Annotated in this window: 14 protein-coding genes; 6 read left to right on the top strand and 8 right to left on the bottom strand. The window is 69.5% G+C overall.

Annotation, left to right across the window (positions count from 1 at the left end; translation table 11 throughout):
- Positions 1 to 69 precede the first annotated feature (69 nt).
- The gene (locus E0H73_RS02870; protein WP_131350747.1) at positions 70 to 1,563 is read left to right on the top strand and encodes a leucyl aminopeptidase; all 1,494 of its coding nucleotides are present in this window, start codon (positions 70 to 72) and stop codon (positions 1,561 to 1,563) included.
- Here E0H73_RS02870 and E0H73_RS02865 read toward each other — a convergent pair.
- The 3 genes from E0H73_RS02865 to E0H73_RS02855 all read right to left on the bottom strand — a co-directional run bounded on the left by E0H73_RS02865 (position 1,552) and on the right by E0H73_RS02855 (position 2,695).
- Positions 1,552 to 1,884, bottom strand: coding sequence for a cupin domain-containing protein (locus E0H73_RS02865; RefSeq protein WP_131350744.1), 333 nt, complete (start codon positions 1,882 to 1,884; stop codon positions 1,552 to 1,554). The genes E0H73_RS02870 and E0H73_RS02865 overlap by 12 nt on opposite strands.
- 5 nt (positions 1,885 to 1,889) lie before the next feature.
- Complete coding sequence (locus E0H73_RS47010; RefSeq protein ID WP_238163770.1) at positions 1,890 to 2,099, bottom strand: DUF2848 family protein; 210 nt, start codon at positions 2,097 to 2,099, stop codon at positions 1,890 to 1,892.
- Positions 2,100 to 2,377: 278 nt separating this feature from the next.
- Positions 2,378 to 2,695, bottom strand: coding sequence for a hypothetical protein (locus E0H73_RS02855; protein WP_131350737.1), 318 nt, complete (start codon positions 2,693 to 2,695; stop codon positions 2,378 to 2,380).
- A gap of 156 nt (positions 2,696 to 2,851) precedes the next feature.
- Here E0H73_RS02855 and lpdA point away from each other — a divergent pair, with 156 nt between their 5' ends.
- From lpdA to E0H73_RS02840, 3 genes are all read left to right on the top strand, one after another.
- Complete coding sequence (gene lpdA, locus E0H73_RS02850; RefSeq protein ID WP_131350734.1) at positions 2,852 to 4,240, top strand: dihydrolipoyl dehydrogenase; 1,389 nt, start codon at positions 2,852 to 2,854, stop codon at positions 4,238 to 4,240.
- 139 nt (positions 4,241 to 4,379) lie between these two features.
- The gene (gene sucB / locus E0H73_RS02845) at positions 4,380 to 6,332 is read left to right on the top strand and encodes a 2-oxoglutarate dehydrogenase, E2 component, dihydrolipoamide succinyltransferase (RefSeq protein ID WP_131350731.1); all 1,953 of its coding nucleotides are present in this window, start codon (positions 4,380 to 4,382) and stop codon (positions 6,330 to 6,332) included.
- 132 nt (positions 6,333 to 6,464) lie between these two features.
- The gene (locus E0H73_RS02840; RefSeq protein WP_131350729.1) at positions 6,465 to 7,355 is read left to right on the top strand and encodes a TIGR01777 family oxidoreductase; all 891 of its coding nucleotides are present in this window, start codon (positions 6,465 to 6,467) and stop codon (positions 7,353 to 7,355) included.
- Between the two features lie 32 nt (positions 7,356 to 7,387).
- Here E0H73_RS02840 and E0H73_RS02835 read toward each other — a convergent pair whose 3' ends face one another.
- Entirely contained in the window at positions 7,388 to 9,067 is a 1,680-nt protein-coding gene (locus E0H73_RS02835; protein WP_131350726.1) for a protein kinase domain-containing protein, read from the bottom strand.
- A 142-nt stretch (positions 9,068 to 9,209) separates the two neighbouring features.
- On the opposite strand from E0H73_RS02835, the gene lipB reads away from it, so the two are divergent.
- On the top strand, positions 9,210 to 9,926 hold the full coding sequence (gene lipB, locus E0H73_RS02830; protein WP_131350723.1) for a lipoyl(octanoyl) transferase LipB: 717 nt from the start codon (positions 9,210 to 9,212) through the stop codon (positions 9,924 to 9,926).
- 25 nt (positions 9,927 to 9,951) lie between these two features.
- Here the strand turns inward: lipB and E0H73_RS02825 are convergent, their stop codons facing one another.
- Positions 9,952 to 11,253 (bottom strand): sulfatase-like hydrolase/transferase, encoded by a 1,302-nt coding sequence (locus tag E0H73_RS02825; RefSeq protein ID WP_131350720.1) that lies wholly within the window; start codon positions 11,251 to 11,253, stop codon positions 9,952 to 9,954.
- 117 nt (positions 11,254 to 11,370) lie between these two features.
- Here E0H73_RS02825 and E0H73_RS02820 point away from each other — a divergent pair, with 117 nt between their 5' ends.
- A complete protein-coding gene (locus E0H73_RS02820; protein ID WP_131350717.1) occupies positions 11,371 to 12,948 on the top strand; it encodes an MGR2/ROMO1 family protein in 1,578 nt (525 codons plus the stop codon).
- A 34-nt stretch (positions 12,949 to 12,982) separates the two neighbouring features.
- Here the strand turns inward: E0H73_RS02820 and E0H73_RS02815 are convergent, their stop codons facing one another.
- From E0H73_RS02815 to E0H73_RS02805, 3 genes are all read right to left on the bottom strand, one after another.
- The gene (locus tag E0H73_RS02815) at positions 12,983 to 13,948 is read right to left on the bottom strand and encodes a LysR family transcriptional regulator (protein WP_131350714.1); all 966 of its coding nucleotides are present in this window, start codon (positions 13,946 to 13,948) and stop codon (positions 12,983 to 12,985) included.
- 109 nt (positions 13,949 to 14,057) lie between these two features.
- Positions 14,058 to 15,230, bottom strand: a complete 1,173-nt coding sequence (locus tag E0H73_RS02810) for an ABC transporter permease (protein WP_131350711.1) — start codon at positions 15,228 to 15,230, stop codon at positions 14,058 to 14,060.
- On the bottom strand, positions 15,227 to 16,108 hold the full coding sequence (locus E0H73_RS02805) for an ABC transporter ATP-binding protein (protein WP_131350708.1): 882 nt from the start codon (positions 16,106 to 16,108) through the stop codon (positions 15,227 to 15,229). Before E0H73_RS02805 ends, E0H73_RS02810 begins: the two co-directional genes overlap by 4 nt.
- Positions 16,109 to 16,174 lie beyond the last annotated feature (66 nt).

Genomic DNA, 16,174 nt, shown 5'->3' with positions numbered 1-16,174 from the left:
ACAGGCAGCATTCACGTACCGTCACGGCCGGCCGTCTGCCCGGCGCGGTCAAGGAGGACTGAGGATTTCGTGAGCACCATCACCCTGAGCAAGTCCGATGCGGCCGGTGTCAAGACCGACGCCGTGGTCATCGGCGTGGTCAAACTCGGCGGCGGCGTCACCCTGCCCGCCGGCACCGAGTCGCTGAACGCCGCGTACGGCGGGAAGCTGGTGGAGGTGCTGTCCGACCTCGGCGCCACCGGCAAATCCGGTGAGGTCACCAAGGTGCCCGGCCCGAAGCCGGGCAAGTCGCCCAGCCTGATCGCGGTCGGTCTCGGCGCCGCCCCCGACGGCGAACTGAAGACCGAGGACCTGCGGACCGCGGCCGGCACCGGCGTACGCGCCGCGAAGACCGCCCAGTCCGTCGCACTCGCGTTGCCGACGCCGGACGCCGAGTGCATCCGCGCCGTCGCGGAGGGCGCACTGCTCGGCCGCTACTCGTTCACCGCGTACAAGTCGGAGAGCCCGTCCGATGTCCCCGGCAACCTCATCGTGCTCACCGACCTGGCCCGGACGAAGGAGGCCAAGGCCGCGCTCGAGCGGGCCGAGGTGACCGCCGACGCGGTGCACCAGGTGCGCGACTGGGTCAACACCCCGCCGTCCGACCTGCACCCGGTCGAGTTCGCCGCGCAGGCCCTGAAGCTCGGCAAGGAGTACGGCGTCAAGGTCGAGGTGCTGGACGAGAAGGCTCTGGCCAAGGGCGGGTACGGCGGCATCCTCGGCGTCGGCCAGGGCTCGACGAATCCGCCGCGGCTGGTCCGGCTGAGCTACACGCCGAAGAAGCCGGTGACGCACTTGGCCTTCGTCGGCAAGGGCATCACCTTCGACTCCGGCGGCCTGTCGCTGAAGACCTCCACCGGCATGGTCAGCATGAAGTCCGACATGGCCGGCGCCGCCGCGGTGATCGGAGCGACCGTCGCGATCGCGCGTCTCGGGCTGCCGGTCCAGGTGACCGCGTACGCCGCGATGGCCGAGAACATGCCGTCCGGATCTGCGGCCCGCCCCTCCGACGTACTGAACATGTACGGCGGCAAGACCGTCGAGGTGCTGAACACCGACGCCGAAGGCCGCCTCGTGCTCGGCGACGCACTGGTCCGCGCGTCCGAGGACGAGCCCGACCTGATCATCGACGTGGCCACGCTGACCGGTGCCTGTGTTGTTGCCCTGGGCACCAAGGTCGCCGGCGCGTTCGCGAACACCGACACCGCTCGGGACCGGGTGGTGGACGCCGCGGTCACGGCCGGCGAGGCGATGTGGCCGCTGCCGATCCCGGCCGAGATGCTGGACAAGCTGAAGTCGCACTCCAAGGTCGCGGACCTGGCCAACATCACGGGCGAGCCGTGGGGCGGCGCGCTGGCCGCGGCCGCGTTCCTCGGCGACTTCGTTGCTGAGGGCATCGACTGGGTGCACCTCGATGTGGCCGGACCGGCGTTCAACGACGGCGGGCCGTCCGGCTACACCCCCACTGGCGGCACCGGGTACGCCGTGCGCACGCTGGTGGAACTGGCCGCCTCAGCGAGCTGAGTAGCGGATCTCGAGCATGGTGCAGCCGTCGGCCGTCGTGTACGGGCCGTGCGGCATCCCCGGCGGCCGGCAGGCGTAGTCGCCGGGGCCGAAGGTCTGCTCGAGGGTGAGATCGGTCAGCGAACCCTCGAGCAGATAGACCTCTTCGACGTACTCGTGCCTGATGACCCCGGCGCCCGACGTGGTGCCGGGGGCCCATCGGGCCAGCCGGGTCAGGTCGCCGTTCTCGTTGTCGCGGCTGAGCACCTTCTCGGTGATGCCTCCGCCCGCGTCCGTCCACTCGAGGTTCCCGGTCGCGAAGAACTCGTGCTGATCCTTCATCTGCCTCAGTCCCAGGCCGGTGCGAGCTCCTCGCCATAGACGATACGGCTGGCGAGACCGCGCGGGTCGGTGATCTCCACCCGCCAGGCATCCGCGAATTGGTCCACTCCGGGGATCATCCGGATCATCCCGCTGAGCAGAACCGTCCCGGGAACGAGCCGCTCGCGCAGCTCCTTCAGCCAGTACGACGGCGGGAGCAGCGCGGATCCCGGCAAAGAAGAACAGTGGGACACAGAACTAGTAGCCACAATCCGCACCCGAGTCCCCATCCTCTGACCACCTGAGAACCGAACCGCAGGCAACTCCCACCCACAGACCACCGCGCACAGACCACCGCGCACAGACCACCGCGCACGCCAGACCATGGCCTCCACCGAACCCGCTCGGCTTCGGGGCTTTGCGTGGGCACCCGCGGTCAGGCGCAAGACAACCGGGAAAGCCCCGAAGGCGAGCTACCCGCACCCACCAGCGACGCCCGCGGCAGCGAGCCCGCTCAGCTCAGGCCGTTCTTCTTCATCCGGGCGTTGTATTCGCGCATGCGTGGCGGGTAGCCGACCACCGCGGCGTCGTACGACGGGATCCCGAGCTTGTTGGCGAAGTTGTGCGCCCACTGGACCGACGGCACCCGGCGACGGGTCCACTCGCCGTCGATGGCGACCAGCAGCAGGGTGTATTCGGTCACCGCCGTCCGCGGCTCGACGAACCCCTCGACGCCCTGGCGGGTTTGGGCGAACTCCCGCAGGTGCGCCTGATCCGGATTCTCCGAACGGCGCATCGTGCCCGGCTTCTGCCGGCGACCGAACCACTTCATGGGGAAAGTATCCCTAACACCACAACCCCAGGCAGCCAGCGGCACGCCCTCCGACCGGCCCGGCGGTGGCGCCCGGCCGCCGCGGTGAAAAGATGTCGCCGGGCCTGAACCGCGATCCGGGGCCGGCCCGCCGACCAGACGCCCACGGAGGAACCTGTGACGAACACGGCAGACAGCGGTACGACGTACGACCTGGTGATTCTTGGTGGTGGCAGCGGTGGCTACGCCGCCGGACTGCGGGCCGCGACGCTCGGCCTGTCCGTGGCCCTGGTGGAGAAGGACAAGGTCGGCGGGACCTGTCTGCACCGTGGGTGCATCCCGACCAAGGCCCTCCTGCACGCTGCCGAGGTGGCCGATTCGGCTCGCGAAGGTGAACAGTTCGGCGTCCGCACCACGCTCGAGGGCGTGGACATGGGCGGGGTGAACAAGTACAAGGACGGCGTCGTCGACCGGCTCTTCAAGGGCCTGCAGGGCCAGTTGAAGGCCCGCGGCATCACCGTGATCGAGGGCGAAGGCCGCCTCACCTCCCCGACCACCGTCCAGGTCGGCGATACGACGTACACGGGTAAGAACGTCGTCCTTGCCTCCGGCTCGTACTCGCGGTCCCTGCCGGGCCTGGAGCTCGACGGCAATCGCGTGATCGCCAGCGAGCACGCGCTGACGCTGGACCGGGTCCCGGAATCCGCCGTCGTGCTGGGTGGCGGCGTGATCGGCGTCGAGTTCGCCTCCGCCTGGACCTCGTTCGGTACCAAGGTCACGATCGTCGAGGCGCTGCCCCGGCTCGTCCCGGCGGAGGATGCCGACGCGAGCAAGGCCCTGGAGCGGGCGTTCCGCAAGCGCAAGATCGCCTTCAAGACCGGAACCGCGTTCGAGTCCGTCGCCGTGACCGATGCCGGCGTCAAGGTCAGCGTCGCCGGTGGCGAGGTGATCGAGGCCGAAGTGCTGCTGGTCGCGGTCGGCCGCGGACCGAACACCGCCGGTCTCGGCTATGAGGAGGTCGGTGTCGCGCTCGACCGTGGCTTCGTCACCGTCGACCAGACACTGCAGACCAGCGTCCCCGGCGTCTACGCGGTCGGTGACATCGTGCCGGGTCTGCAACTCGCGCACCGCGGCTTCCAGCAGGGCATCTTCGTCGCCGAGCACATCGCCGGGCTGAACCCGACCCCGATCGACGAGGCCGGCATCCCGCGCGTGACGTACTCCGAGCCGGAGGTCGCGTCGGTCGGTCTGACCGAGGAGCAGGCCACGGCGAAGTACGGCGAGGTCGAGACGCTGAACTACCCGCTCGGCGGGAACGGCAAGAGCCAGATCCTGAAGACGTCCGGTTTCGTGAAGCTCGTCCGTGCCAAGGAGGGCGCGGTCGTCGGCCTGCACATGGTCGGCTCCCGCGTCGGCGAACTCATCGGCGAGGCCCAGCTGATCTACAACTGGGAGGCCTACCCGGCCGACGTCGCACCGCTGGTCCACGCCCACCCGACCCAGAACGAGGCCTTGGGCGAAGCCCATCTCGCGCTGGCCGGAAAGGCACTGCATTTCCACGATTGAGATGGTCGGGCAGCCACTGGACTGTCCGAGTAGGTTTGAGGCCGCGGGGCGGGCGCGTCCGCTGTAACCCGGATCCCGCTCGCTCCGGCGGCCCCGTAGGCTGACACTCGACCGATCAGACGAAGGAGCAACGACCGTCATGCCGACCTCTGTATCCCTGCCGGCCCTCGGGGAGAGCGTCACCGAAGGAACCGTCACCCGCTGGCTCAAGCAGGTCGGTGACACGGTTGCCGTCGACGAGCCCCTGCTGGAGGTCTCGACCGACAAGGTCGACACCGAGATCCCTTCGCCCGTCGCCGGCACTCTGCTGGAGATCAAGGCCGCCGAGGACGAGACCGTCGAGGTCGGCGCCGAGCTCGCGGTGATCGGCGACGCCGGCGAGAGCTCGGGCTCCGCCCCCGCCGACTCCGCGCCCGCCGAGGCCGAGGCGGCTCCGGCCGAGTCCGCCCCGGCTGAGGCTGCTCCGGCTGAAGCTGCTCCGGCCGCCGAGGCTCCGGCTCCTGCCGCCGAGGCCGCTCCCGAACCGCAGGCTGCCCCGGCACCGCAAGCCGCTCCGGCTGAGGCCGCCCCGGCCGCCGAGGCCGCTCCGGCCCAGTCCTCCGGTGGCGGCTCCGCCTCCGGTACGTCGGTGACGCTGCCGGCGCTCGGCGAGAGTGTCACCGAGGGCACGGTCACCCGCTGGCTCAAGCAGGTCGGTGACGACGTGGCGGTGGACGAGCCGCTGCTCGAGGTCTCCACCGACAAGGTCGACACCGAGATCCCGTCGCCGGTCGCGGGCAAGCTGCTCGAGATCAAGGTCGCCGAGGACGAGACCGTCGAGGTCGGCGCCGAGCTGGCGATCGTCGGCTCCGGCGACTCCGCCCCGGCCTCCTCCTCCGCACCCGCCGCTGCTCCCGCCGCCTCCGCCCCGGCCCAGACCGAGGCTCAGGCTGCGCCCGCACCGCAGGCCGCCCCGGCACCCCAGGCCGCTCCGCCCGCTCAGGCCCCGGCACCGCAGGCGGCTCCGCCCGCTCAGGCCCCGGCCGCTGCACCCGCGCCGGCTGCCCAGGCACCAGCTGCCCAGGCTCCGGCTCCCGCCGCTCAGCCGCCGGCCGCCGCGCCGGCCCCGCAGGCCGCCCCGGCTCAGGCACCTGCTGCCCCGGTCCCCGCGTCGGCGAACGGATCGTCGTCCGACGGCCCGAACTACGTCACCCCGCTGGTCCGCAAGCTCGCGGCCGAGCACCAGGTCGACCTCAACGCCGTCCAGGGCACCGGCGTCGGCGGCCGGATCCGCAAGCAGGACGTGATCGCCGCCGCCGAGGCGAAGAAGGCCGCTGCGGCCGCACCCACCGCCGCCCCGGCAGCCGCCGCTCCTGCGGCGAAGGCTCCCTCGATCAGCCCGCTGCGCGGCACCACCGAGAAGATGAGCCGGATCCGCAAGGCGATCGCCGCCCACATGGTCAACTCGCTGAAGGTCTCGGCCCAGCTGACCACCGTGGTCGAGGTCGACGTGACCGAGATCGCCAAGCTGCGGAACGCGAAGAAGGCCGAGTTCGAGGCCCGCGAGGGCGTCAAGCTGTCCTTCCTGCCGTTCTTCGCCCTCGCCGCGGTCGACGCGCTGAAGCAGTACCCGAAGCTGAACGCGTCGATTGACGAGGAGAAGGGCGAGATCACCTACCACGCCGCTGAGCACCTCGGCATCGCGGTGGACGTGGAGAGGGGCCTGATGGTCCCGGTCGTGCACAACGCCGGCGACCTGAACATCGCCGGCCTGGCGAAGCGGATCGCGGACCTGGCCGACCGCACCCGCAACAACAAGGTGCTGCCGGACGAGATGGCGGGCGGCACGTTCACCATCACCAACACCGGCAGCCGGGGCGCGCTGTTCGACACCCCGATCCTGAACCAGCCGCAGGTCGGCATGCTCGGCACCGGCGCCGTGGTCAAGCGCCCGGTCGTCATCACCCACCCGGAACTCGGCGAGACGATCGCGATCCGGCAGATGGTCTACCTGGCGCTCACCTACGACCACCGACTGGTCGACGGCGCCGACGCGGCCCGCTACCTGACCGCCGTCAAGCAGCGCCTCGAAGAGGCCCAGTTCGACGTCTGATCGGTTGATGGCGCCGGTGTCCGTCTCCCCGAGGCGAGCACCGGCGCCTTTTCCGTTCACGCCCGTTTGGGCCTGGGCACCGCTGTCAGCACACAGCCGGACACGGCCGAACCCGACGAAGGAGCACGCTGGATGAAGTACGTCCTGGCCGGCGCATCCGGCTTCCTCGGCACCGCACTCGCCCGCGACCTGGTCGCCGACGGCCACCAGGTCCACCGCCTGGTACGTCGTACGCCGGCCAAGCCGGACGAGATCCGGTGGGACCCGGCGCGCGGCGACCTGGACCCGGCCGCACTCGGCGAGCCGGATGTCCTGGTGAACCTGGCCGGCGCGAACATCGGCCGCCCGTGGACTCCGACGTACCGCAGGATCCTTCGCGAGAGCCGGGTCAGTACGACCTCCACGTTGGCGGCCGTGGCCGCGCAGCTTGAGCGCCGGCCGGTGCTGATCAGTCAGAGCGGCGTTGGCGGCTATGGCATGGACTGTGGTGACCGCATCCTCACCGAGGACTCCGAGCTGGGCGAAGGGTTCCTGTCCGACGTCGTCCGCCTCTGGGAAGGCGCGCTCGAACCCGCTCGCGAGGCCGGCAGCCGCGTCGCGTCCCTGCGTACGGGGGTGGTCCTCGATCGCAAGGCTCCTGCCTTTCAATTGATCTCGCTTCCTTTCCGCCTCGGTCTCGGTGGCCGGCTGGGATCGGGCACGCAGTACTTCCCGGTGGTTTCTCTGACCGACTGGCTCCGCGCGGTCCGGCACGCCGCCGAGACCGACTCGATCAGCGGGCCGGTCAATGTCACGCTGCCGATGCCTGTGACGAACCAGGAGTTCACCGACGCCCTGGCGACCGCGCTGCACCGGCCCGCCATCTTCCCGATTCCCGGGTTCCTGATGAAGGCCGTCCTCGGGGAATTCGCCTGGGAGCTTCTGGGAAGCAAGCGCGCAATCCCGACGCGCCTTCAGTCCACCAACTTCACGTTCCACCACCCCAACGTCGCTGCTGCACTGTCGGCCGCTCTCAGCAGCTGACGCACGGCCCCCGGTCGCGTGCGCCGTCGTCGTCAGACGTTGGTGATGGTGGCTATTCGCCACGCGGGTGTGCCGGGGCTCGTGGCGAGGGTGATGAGCCTTGTCGTGGGCGTGGCCGGCGGTAGTGGGGTGCTGGTGCCGTGACGGTCCACGAGACTGCCGGCGATCAGGTGGTCGACGGTCCGGAGCGTGACACTCGTCATTGTGCTGCGCTCCACGGTGGTGGAGTCGATGCGGATGCGGAGTCCCTGGACCCGGAGTTGTTGCTTGCTGTAGGCCACGATGAGGGCGCGGTCGGTGGTCCACGGTTTGCTCCCTGGTACGTAGATCTTGTCGAGAAGGCTCGGCTCCAGAGCCCAGAACGCCTGTGCTCGTCGGGCATCCAGCGCTTGCAGAGTCCGCACCCAGTCCGCTGTCTCAGCCGGCCGTGGCGAGTGCAACGGCGTTGCCGGCGGCGTGGTCGGGGTCTGCGAAGGCGCTGGAGTTGAGGGCTGCGCCGGTGCTGGGGTTGAGGGCTGCGCCGCTGCTGGGGTTGGGGTCTGTTGGGGTGAGGGTGTGGCTGGGTCTGTGGCAGCCGTTGGGGTGGGTTGGTTGTCGAGTGCACTGACGGTGAGTACGCCGAGGACGAGTACGACCGCGGCGCCGAGTCCTGCCGCGGCCAGTACGCCGTACGCCGGGTGGGGAAACCTGCGTCGCCAGAACGTGTGTCTCCGGCGCCAGACGCGGCGGCGTGGCCTTCGGCGTCCTGACGAAGGCAGGCCGGACGCGTTGGTGGTTGGTGTCGAGGAAGGTGGAGCAGGCGGCTCGGAGGTGGGTTGTCTGGGCGCTAGGCGGTCGAGGGGGTTGGTGGGTGCGGCGGCGGTCCGGCGGCTGAGTCTTGGGCGACGGGACGTGGGGCGGCGAGAGGGTTTGGGGAGGCGTGGAACGGGCTTGGGTGGGGTGAGTTGAGGACCGGCTGGTTGCACGGATTCGGTTGCTGACTCATCGGGTGGGGATGGGGTCAGTGGACCTCGGGAGCGTTGGACGGGGTCATCGTCGTCCGTGGGTGGCTTGGTGGTGTCCGGGCCGTTCTCCGGCTCGGGGAAGGCGAGGTCGATGGGGGCCGGGGCGTCGAGGGCCAGCAGGTCGCGGGTCCCTCCGGTGGTGAACAGCGTGGGTGGGAAGAGGGCAGGGCTGCCGCCGGACTGATGGGCGAGGTGGGTCAGAGCGGTGAGGTCGTCGGTGGGCGTTGGGGAGCTGGCCGCCGGGTTGAGGTGGGGATGGATGACGGGGTCGGTGAGGACGGGGCGGCCGGCGGAGTCGAACATGACGTTCGGCGCCGTGACTCGGCCGTGGGTGAGGCCGGAGCGATGGAGGTGGTCGAGAGCTTCCGCCAGGGGGCTGAGGAGGGTGACCAGTTCGCCGGTGGACAGGGCGCCACGGCGGCCGAGCAGGCTGGTGAGGGTGCCGGCCGCGACGTACTGGGTGAACAGGAGCCACTCGGATTCGGTCTCGCGGACCTCCAGGAGACGCGCGAGATGGGGATGATTGACGCGTTGCAGGATGAAGAGTTGTTCACGAAGCTCCTCCAGGTCTGTGATCGCACTGACGGGGATGCGTTTGAGCACGGCGTTGCGGCCGGAGGCCAGGTCGCGGACCTGCCAGACGCTGCCGGCTGATCCGGACCCGAGCTTCCGGCGCAGGCTGTAGCCGGCGATGTCGTCGAGGTCCATGCCCAAGAGAGTGCACGAATCGCGACCACGCCCCCGGAAGTTATCCACAGCACACCCCGGCGGCCGCCGTACGACGGCTTGATCGGGGCGGCCTGTGGACAGCGGCGAACGGCGGGAATCAGGGACGCATACACTCGAACACGTGAGGGCTATCAAGTATGTGGAGGCCGGGTTCGGCGCCGACGCGGTTGACTACGAGACTGCGTGGGCCGAGCAGCGACGCCTGCATTCGGACGTTGCCGAGGGCACCGGATCGGACACGGTCATCCTGCTCGAGCACCCACCGGTGTACACGGCAGGCAAGCGGACCGAGCCGCAGGAGCGGCCGCTGGACGGGACGCCGGTGGTCGATGTGGACCGCGGCGGGAAGATCACCTGGCACGGTCCCGGGCAGCTGGTGGGCTACCCGATCGTGAAGCTGGCCTCACATGTGTACGTCGTGGACTACGTCCGCCGGCTGGAGGAGGCGCTGATCGCGGTCTGCGCCGAGCTCGGGGTGAAAACCGGTCGGGTCAAGGGCCGTAGCGGGGTCTGGGTGGCGGCCGACGACCGTGGCCGGGAGCGGAAGATCGCCGCGATCGGGATCCGGGTCGCACAGGGCGTGACGATGCACGGGTTCGCCTTGAACTGCGACAACGACCTGACGTGGTTCGACCGGATCGTGCCGTGCGGGATCTCGGACGCCGACGTCACCACCCTGTCGAAGGAGCTCGGCCGTGACGTCACGGTCACCGAGGTGGTCGAGCCGATCCGGCGGCACCTGGACCGGATGCTGGCGTGGGAAGAGTACGAGCGCTCACCAGACATCAACCACATCGAGGAACCGCCTACGGCCATCACGTACGGCCTGAGCGTCTGACGTCACTGCCTGCACGGACGACCGTTCAGTTGGCTCGGGCTGCCTGCTCGGCTTGCGCGCGGTCGTTGGTCTGATCGGGGTCGAGGATCGCTCTGAGAGCGGCGTCGAGTCCGGCGACCATGTCGGGTCGACGGCCGGCCAGATCGTGCAGTTCCAACGGATCAGCGTCGAGGTCGAAGAGCTGCGGCGGGTCGGTGGGCCCGTAGTAGCAGTACTTCCAGGGGCCGGACTTCAGCATGTAGCCCGCGTTGATCATGCCCTGGGCGTGGTACTCCGAGAGGATCGGACGGTCGGTCGGGACGGGACCCAGCAGGTTGGTGCCCGGCAAGGTCGGGTCGGGAGCCAGACCGGCGATCGCCCTGAGCGTCGGGAGTACGTCGATCAGGCTCACCGGGGCCGTGGTCCGCGCCGGGTGAAGTGCGGGGTGGCGAAGCAGGAACGGGATGTGGACAGCGGGTTCGTAGAAGCACTGCTTCTGCCAGATCCCGTGATGACCGGCCATCTCCCCGTGGTCGCTGATGTAGATGACGACCGTGTCGTCGGGGACCGCCGCCAGCAGCCGCCCGATCTGGTGGTCGAGATGGCTGATCAACGCCCAGTAGCAAGTGGTGGCCTCACGTGCCTGTTCCTCGGTGATCGGCTCGTCGTTGCGGAAACCCTGGCGCAGCAGCGAGATCACCGGATGCTGGTCTTCGGACGGAGCGGGCGGAAGCTCAACGTCGGCCGGGTCGTAGAGGTCGCGGAACTCCGGTGGTGCGATCAGCGGGAAGTGTGGATGCATGTAGCCGACATAGAGCAGGTACGGCTCCTCGCCGGGATCGCGGAGGAAGTCGAGCGCCGCGTCAGTGGCCTCGACGTCGTGACGGGTGTGGACGTGCTCACCAGCGCCGTACTCGGTCACGTGTGAATTGGTGGGTCGCCGCCACTCCGCCGTACGACGAGGTGGGCGACCGCTGTGGTCGATCCAGAAGTCGAGATCGTCGGTCAGGCGGCGGTCGAAGCCCAGCAGGCGATCCGGGCCGTTGAAGTGCGTGCGGCCCGCGATCACCGTCTGGTAGTCGTGCAGATGGTGTCCCCACGAGCGGAAGTCCGGTCCGGGGATGACACCGTTGTCCCAAGCCCCGATCTGGTGCACATACCGGCCCGTCATCAGTGACAACCGCGACGGCACGCACATCGGACTGTTCGTGTAGGCGCGGTCGAACGAGACGCTCTGCGCCGCCAGCCGGTCGAGCTGCGGCGTCTGTATCTGCGGGTGACCGGCCCAACCCGCTGCGGAACCGGTGTGCTCGTCGGACAGGATCACCACGATGTTCGGTCGCTCCACAGGCGCTCAGCCTAGGTCACGCGAGGTGGCCGCTGCCTTCTGCCGCAAGCGTTTGCCCTTCTGTACGTGCCGAAGTGTCTGCGGGGTGTGACGGCAAAACGTCGCTACCTTGGGGGTGTGTCCAAGTTTCTCGGTTTCTTGCTCGGAGTGGCCGTTGCGCTGGCCGGCCCGGCTGTGTTCGGAGTTCTCGCGGCGCCCGGCGGCATCGAGCTGAATGCGAAGGAGATGGCGCTTGCCTACGGCATCGGCGCGCTCATCTTCTGGACCGTCGTGTCGTACTTCTCCGGCGCGGGCGCGCTCGGTGCGTTCCTCGCGTTCGGCACGCTGATCTACTGCTGGCTGTGGATCCCGAACCGGACGACGAACTTCCTGAACGACGTCCCCGGGGTCACCAGCGGGATGATCGACGGCTCGAAGCAGTACACGCTGAACGGCGTCGTACCGATCCTTGCCGTGATCTCGCTCGTCTACGGGATCCAGCTGATCGTGCAGAGTGCGCAGCGCCGGAAGCGGGAGCGCGCGGAGGCCGAGCGGCTGCAGCAGGAGCAGGAGGCCGTGCAGGCGCAGCAGGAGGCGGACGCGGCTGCTCTGTATCCGGTTGCCGGGAGCACCTATCCCGGGCAGTACGCCGGGACGTACGAGAGCCGGAGCCGGTTCGACGACCTGTTCGACGACGCCTCGGAGCCGGTGCGGCCGCGGAGTCAGGCGGATGAGCAGACCGCGCAGTTCCCGGCCGCTGGTACGGCGGACAACACGGCGCAGTTCCGCGGCTGGGACAACGATGCCGAGGGCAACGAATCCGATGACGACACGGAGCTCGTGCCGACCGATCGCGACGAGACCACGCAGGTGCCAACCGCGGAAGCCCCGCAGGAGAAGCAGCCTGAGGTCGCGGCGGCGGCGGCCGTCGTGTCGCAGCAGCCGGGGCCGGAGACGTCGCAGCAACCGGTGGCCGAGGACGAGCAGGTGACGCAGGTCCCGACGAGCGCTAGTGCGTCGGCAGCCGACGCGGCCGAGCAGGAGACACAGCAGGTCCCCGTGCAGGAAGCAGAGCAGGCCACGCAGCAGGCGCCCACGTCTGAGCAGCAGGAGACCCAGCAGGCGCCGGCGTCTGCGGTGCAGGAACCTGAGGCACCCGCGAGCAAGCCTGAGCAGGCGGCGCCCGTGGACGAGGCTGAGCAGGAGACGCAGCAGGTGCCGGCGCAGGAGGCGGAGGCCGAGGAACGGTCGGAAGAGTCGAAGCCGGCGGGACCGCAGACACCGAGTGGACCGGCGGCGGGAGGAGCGGCCGGGGCACAGGCGGCTGGGGCGGCTGGAGCGCAGGCAGCTGGGGGGTCGGGTGGGCCGTCGGGGGCGGCTGAGTCGGCGGTAAAGGGGGAAGGCCAGGCGAGTGCGCCTGAGGCGGGCGGCGAGGAGACGAATCCGGCCGGGCCGCAGGCGTCGGGTGGGCAGGCAGTTGGGCCTCAGGGACAGGGTGGGGTGGCTGCAGGTACGGGTGAGCGGGTGGGGACGCCGCCGGTGCCGGAGGTTCGGGAGCAGGGGGTTACGCCGGTTCCTGGGGTTCGGGAGCAGGTGGGGTCTCAGTATCGGGAGCGGATGGATGACCCCGAGGACACTGGGGAGTTCTTCATCAGTGCTTTCGAGAATCCGCCGGTTGTCGATGGGCCGGGGCAGATTCGAGCCGCTGGGGCCTAGCCAACAGCCGGGCGGCTGGTGAGAGCTGACCGGACTACGCGACGTGCATGCGTTGGTGTTGGTCTCGGCGGGCGTGTTCGGTGAAGGCTTGTTCGTACGCCAAGGCGGCCATTTCGTGGACGTCCGGTGCCATCTGGGCGCGTGGAGATTCCGTGCTCCAGGCGAGCAGCAGGCGGCGGTGGATCGGGTCGCCGGTGAGGGTGCGGGTGGTGACGTCGGTGGAGAGCATCCGGTACGACGTCGGTGAGACCAGCGCGACACCCTGACCGCTGGTGACGAACCCCATCAGTACCGAGGTGTCGACCGAATGGTGCTCGACCTTCGGCTGGAATCCGGCCTCCTCGCAGGCCGCCCGAAACAGCACGTGGAAGCCGCTGTCGTCCGGCGGCTCCCCGATCCACTCCTCGTCGCACAACGCGGCGAGCTCGATCTCACCGCGGTGCCGCGACCCCACCGCCAGCGGGTGGTCGGCGGACATCACGACGTACGCCGATTCCGATTCGACGACTGTGGTCGCCTCGACGCCGCTCGGCAGCCGCAGTTCGAAGCCTGGGAACTCGCGCAGCAGCGCGAAGTCGAGCCGTCCGCTCTCCAGCTGCTGCAGCAGCACGCTGGTGGACCACTCGACCTCGATGCTCACCTGCTCGATCTCGCCGTGGTCGCGCAGTCGCGAGGCGATGCCGGACATGGGGGCGGTCGGAAATCCGCCCAGCCGTACGGCGCTGGACTCGACCGCCGTCATCGCCGAGACAGTGGCGGACAGGTGGTCGACGTCGACCAGGATGGCGCGGGCGCGGTCGACGGCGTACCGGCCGAGTGCGGTGGGGGTGACGCCGGTGCGGGAGCGCTCGAACAGCTCACCGCCGAACGCGGCCTCGATGCGTTTCAGCTGCGCGGTCAGGCTCGGCTGGCTGACCTTCAGCCAGCGGGCGGCCCGTCCGACGGACCCCGCTTCTGCCACCAGGACCACCACCCGCAGGTGGCGCAGCTCGACGTTCATGCGTTGAGACCGTAGTCCAGGTCAACGCACAGCTCACAGTTTCCGAGTGTTGCGGTTTCGTCACAGCCGGGACTGACTATGTAACGTCGGCCCCGGCTGCAACGATAGGTCAGTTCGCCTTGATAGCCAGAGCCTCTCGGTAGCCGAGGCGGCGGCCGGTTTGGAGCAGGGTGCGCTCGTAGAGACGAGCGCCGAGGCGGACGATCAGGACGGTCCCGGCGAGCAGGATCACGATCGCCAGCAGTGGCTGCCACAGCGGTACGTCCTCGGTCAGCATCCGGCCCGGCATCGCCATCGACGACGCGATCGGGATGAACGACGCCACCGTCTTGGCCGATGATCCGGCGAACACCGAGAAGAAGAACGGGATCATCAGGATCATCTGCCCGGGCAGGGTGGTCGACCCGAGGTCCTCCTGCCGCGTCGCCAGTGATCCCGCGACCGCCCACAGCCCGGCCAGCGCGACGAACCCGAGCACGAAGAAGACCACGAACCAGCCGGCCACCGGAGCGACCACCTCGAGGATGTCGGCCTGGTCGGTGGCCAGCAACCCGATCAGCGACGCGGCCGCGATCACCACGATCTGGGACAACGCCAGCACGGTGTTGCCGAGCACCTTGCCCCACAGCAGCGACCGGATCGGTACCGCGGCGGCCAGGATCTCGACGACCCGGCTCTCCTTCTCCTGGACGACGCTCTGCGCGATCATCATGCCGAAGCCGAGCGCGGTCATGTAGAACACCAGCGCCAGGCCGATGTTGACGAAGTCGGACACGATGTCCGGCAACGGACCCGGCTTGAGCAGCTCCAGCTGCACATTCGTACCGGCGCGCAGTTCGGTCGGCGTCAGTCCCGCCCCGGCCGCATTCTTCTCCATCCCGACGGCCGACGCCGCTTCACGCAACGCGCCCTCGAGCCCGGAGTCGACCCGGTCCTTGCCGAGGACGACGTACCCGTCGGCGTTCGGCAGCAGCGCCACCTTCGCGTCGCCGTCGGTCACCAGCTGCTCGGCGGCCGGACGATCCGCGGCCCGGACCACCTCGAAGCCGTCACCGCCCTTGGTGGTGGACGCCTGCTGGACGACCTTCGCGCCGGCGTCGTCGACCACCGCGATCTTGTCCGCGCCGCCGCGGCCGGCGAGCACCGCCGGCAGGATCACGGCGACCATGACGATGAACAACATCACCACGGTTGAGCCGATGAAGGTCTTGTCCCGCAGCTTGGTGGTGATCTCGCGCTCGGCGATCAGCATCCACGGACGGTCCAGGGATCGGTCGTTCATCGGGTCGCCTCCCGGAAGATGTCGCTCAACGCCACCCGCTCCGGCCCGAACTCGAGCACCGGCCCGCGCGTGATCGCCTGCTGCAGAATCTGTTGCCCTACCCCGTCGGTCTCGACGTCGAACAGCGCCGTACCGCCGGCCACGTCCCGGACCTGGATGCCCGGGATGTCGCGCAGCCAGCCCGCGTCACCTTCGACCACAAGCCGGTACGTCGTACCCGCGCCGGCCGCCAAGTCGGCCACCGGGCCGGCCGCGACAACCTTGCCGCGGGACAAGACGATGAGGTCGTCGCAGAGCCGCTCGACCAGGTCGAGCTGGTGGCTCGAGAACAGCACCGGCACCTCCGGTGTCACCTCCTCGCGGAGAAGGTCCACCATCGTGTCGACCGCGAGCGGGTCGAGACCGCTGAACGGCTCGTCCAGAACCAGCGCGATCGGCTCGTGCACCAGCGCGGCCGCGATCTGCACGCGCTGCTGGTTGCCCAGCGACAGCGTCTCGAGTGCGTCGGTCGCCCGCTCAGCCAGCCCGAGTCGTTCGAGCAGCTTGTCGGTGCGCTCCTCCGCCCGATCCGCGGACAGGCCGTGCAGCCGGCCGAAGAACACCAGTTGGTCGCGGATCTTCATCTTCGGGTACAGCCCGCGCTCCTCCGGCATGTACCCGAAGTCCCGCCGTACCTCCTGGGTCAGCGGCGCGTCGTTCCACCGGACCTCGCCGGCGGTCGCCGCCAGCACGCCGAGGATGATCCGCATCGCCGTCGTCTTCCCGGCTCCGTTCGCCCCGACGAATCCGGTCATCCGTCCCGGCACGACGTCGAATGTCACGTCGTCCAGCGCGAGCTGATCCCCGAACCGCCGAGTGAGCCCAGCCACCCTCAGCATCCGTCACCGCTTCCCATCACGTCGGCCCCCTGACCGGGCGCACGCCGGTCGCTCCCACCGCGGGAG

This window comes from Kribbella pittospori (assembly GCF_004331465.1).
GTDB lineage: Bacteria > Actinomycetota > Actinomycetes > Propionibacteriales > Kribbellaceae > Kribbella > Kribbella pittospori.
Note: the sequence above shows the minus strand (reverse complement) of the source record. Positions and strands in the feature narration are given on the sequence as shown.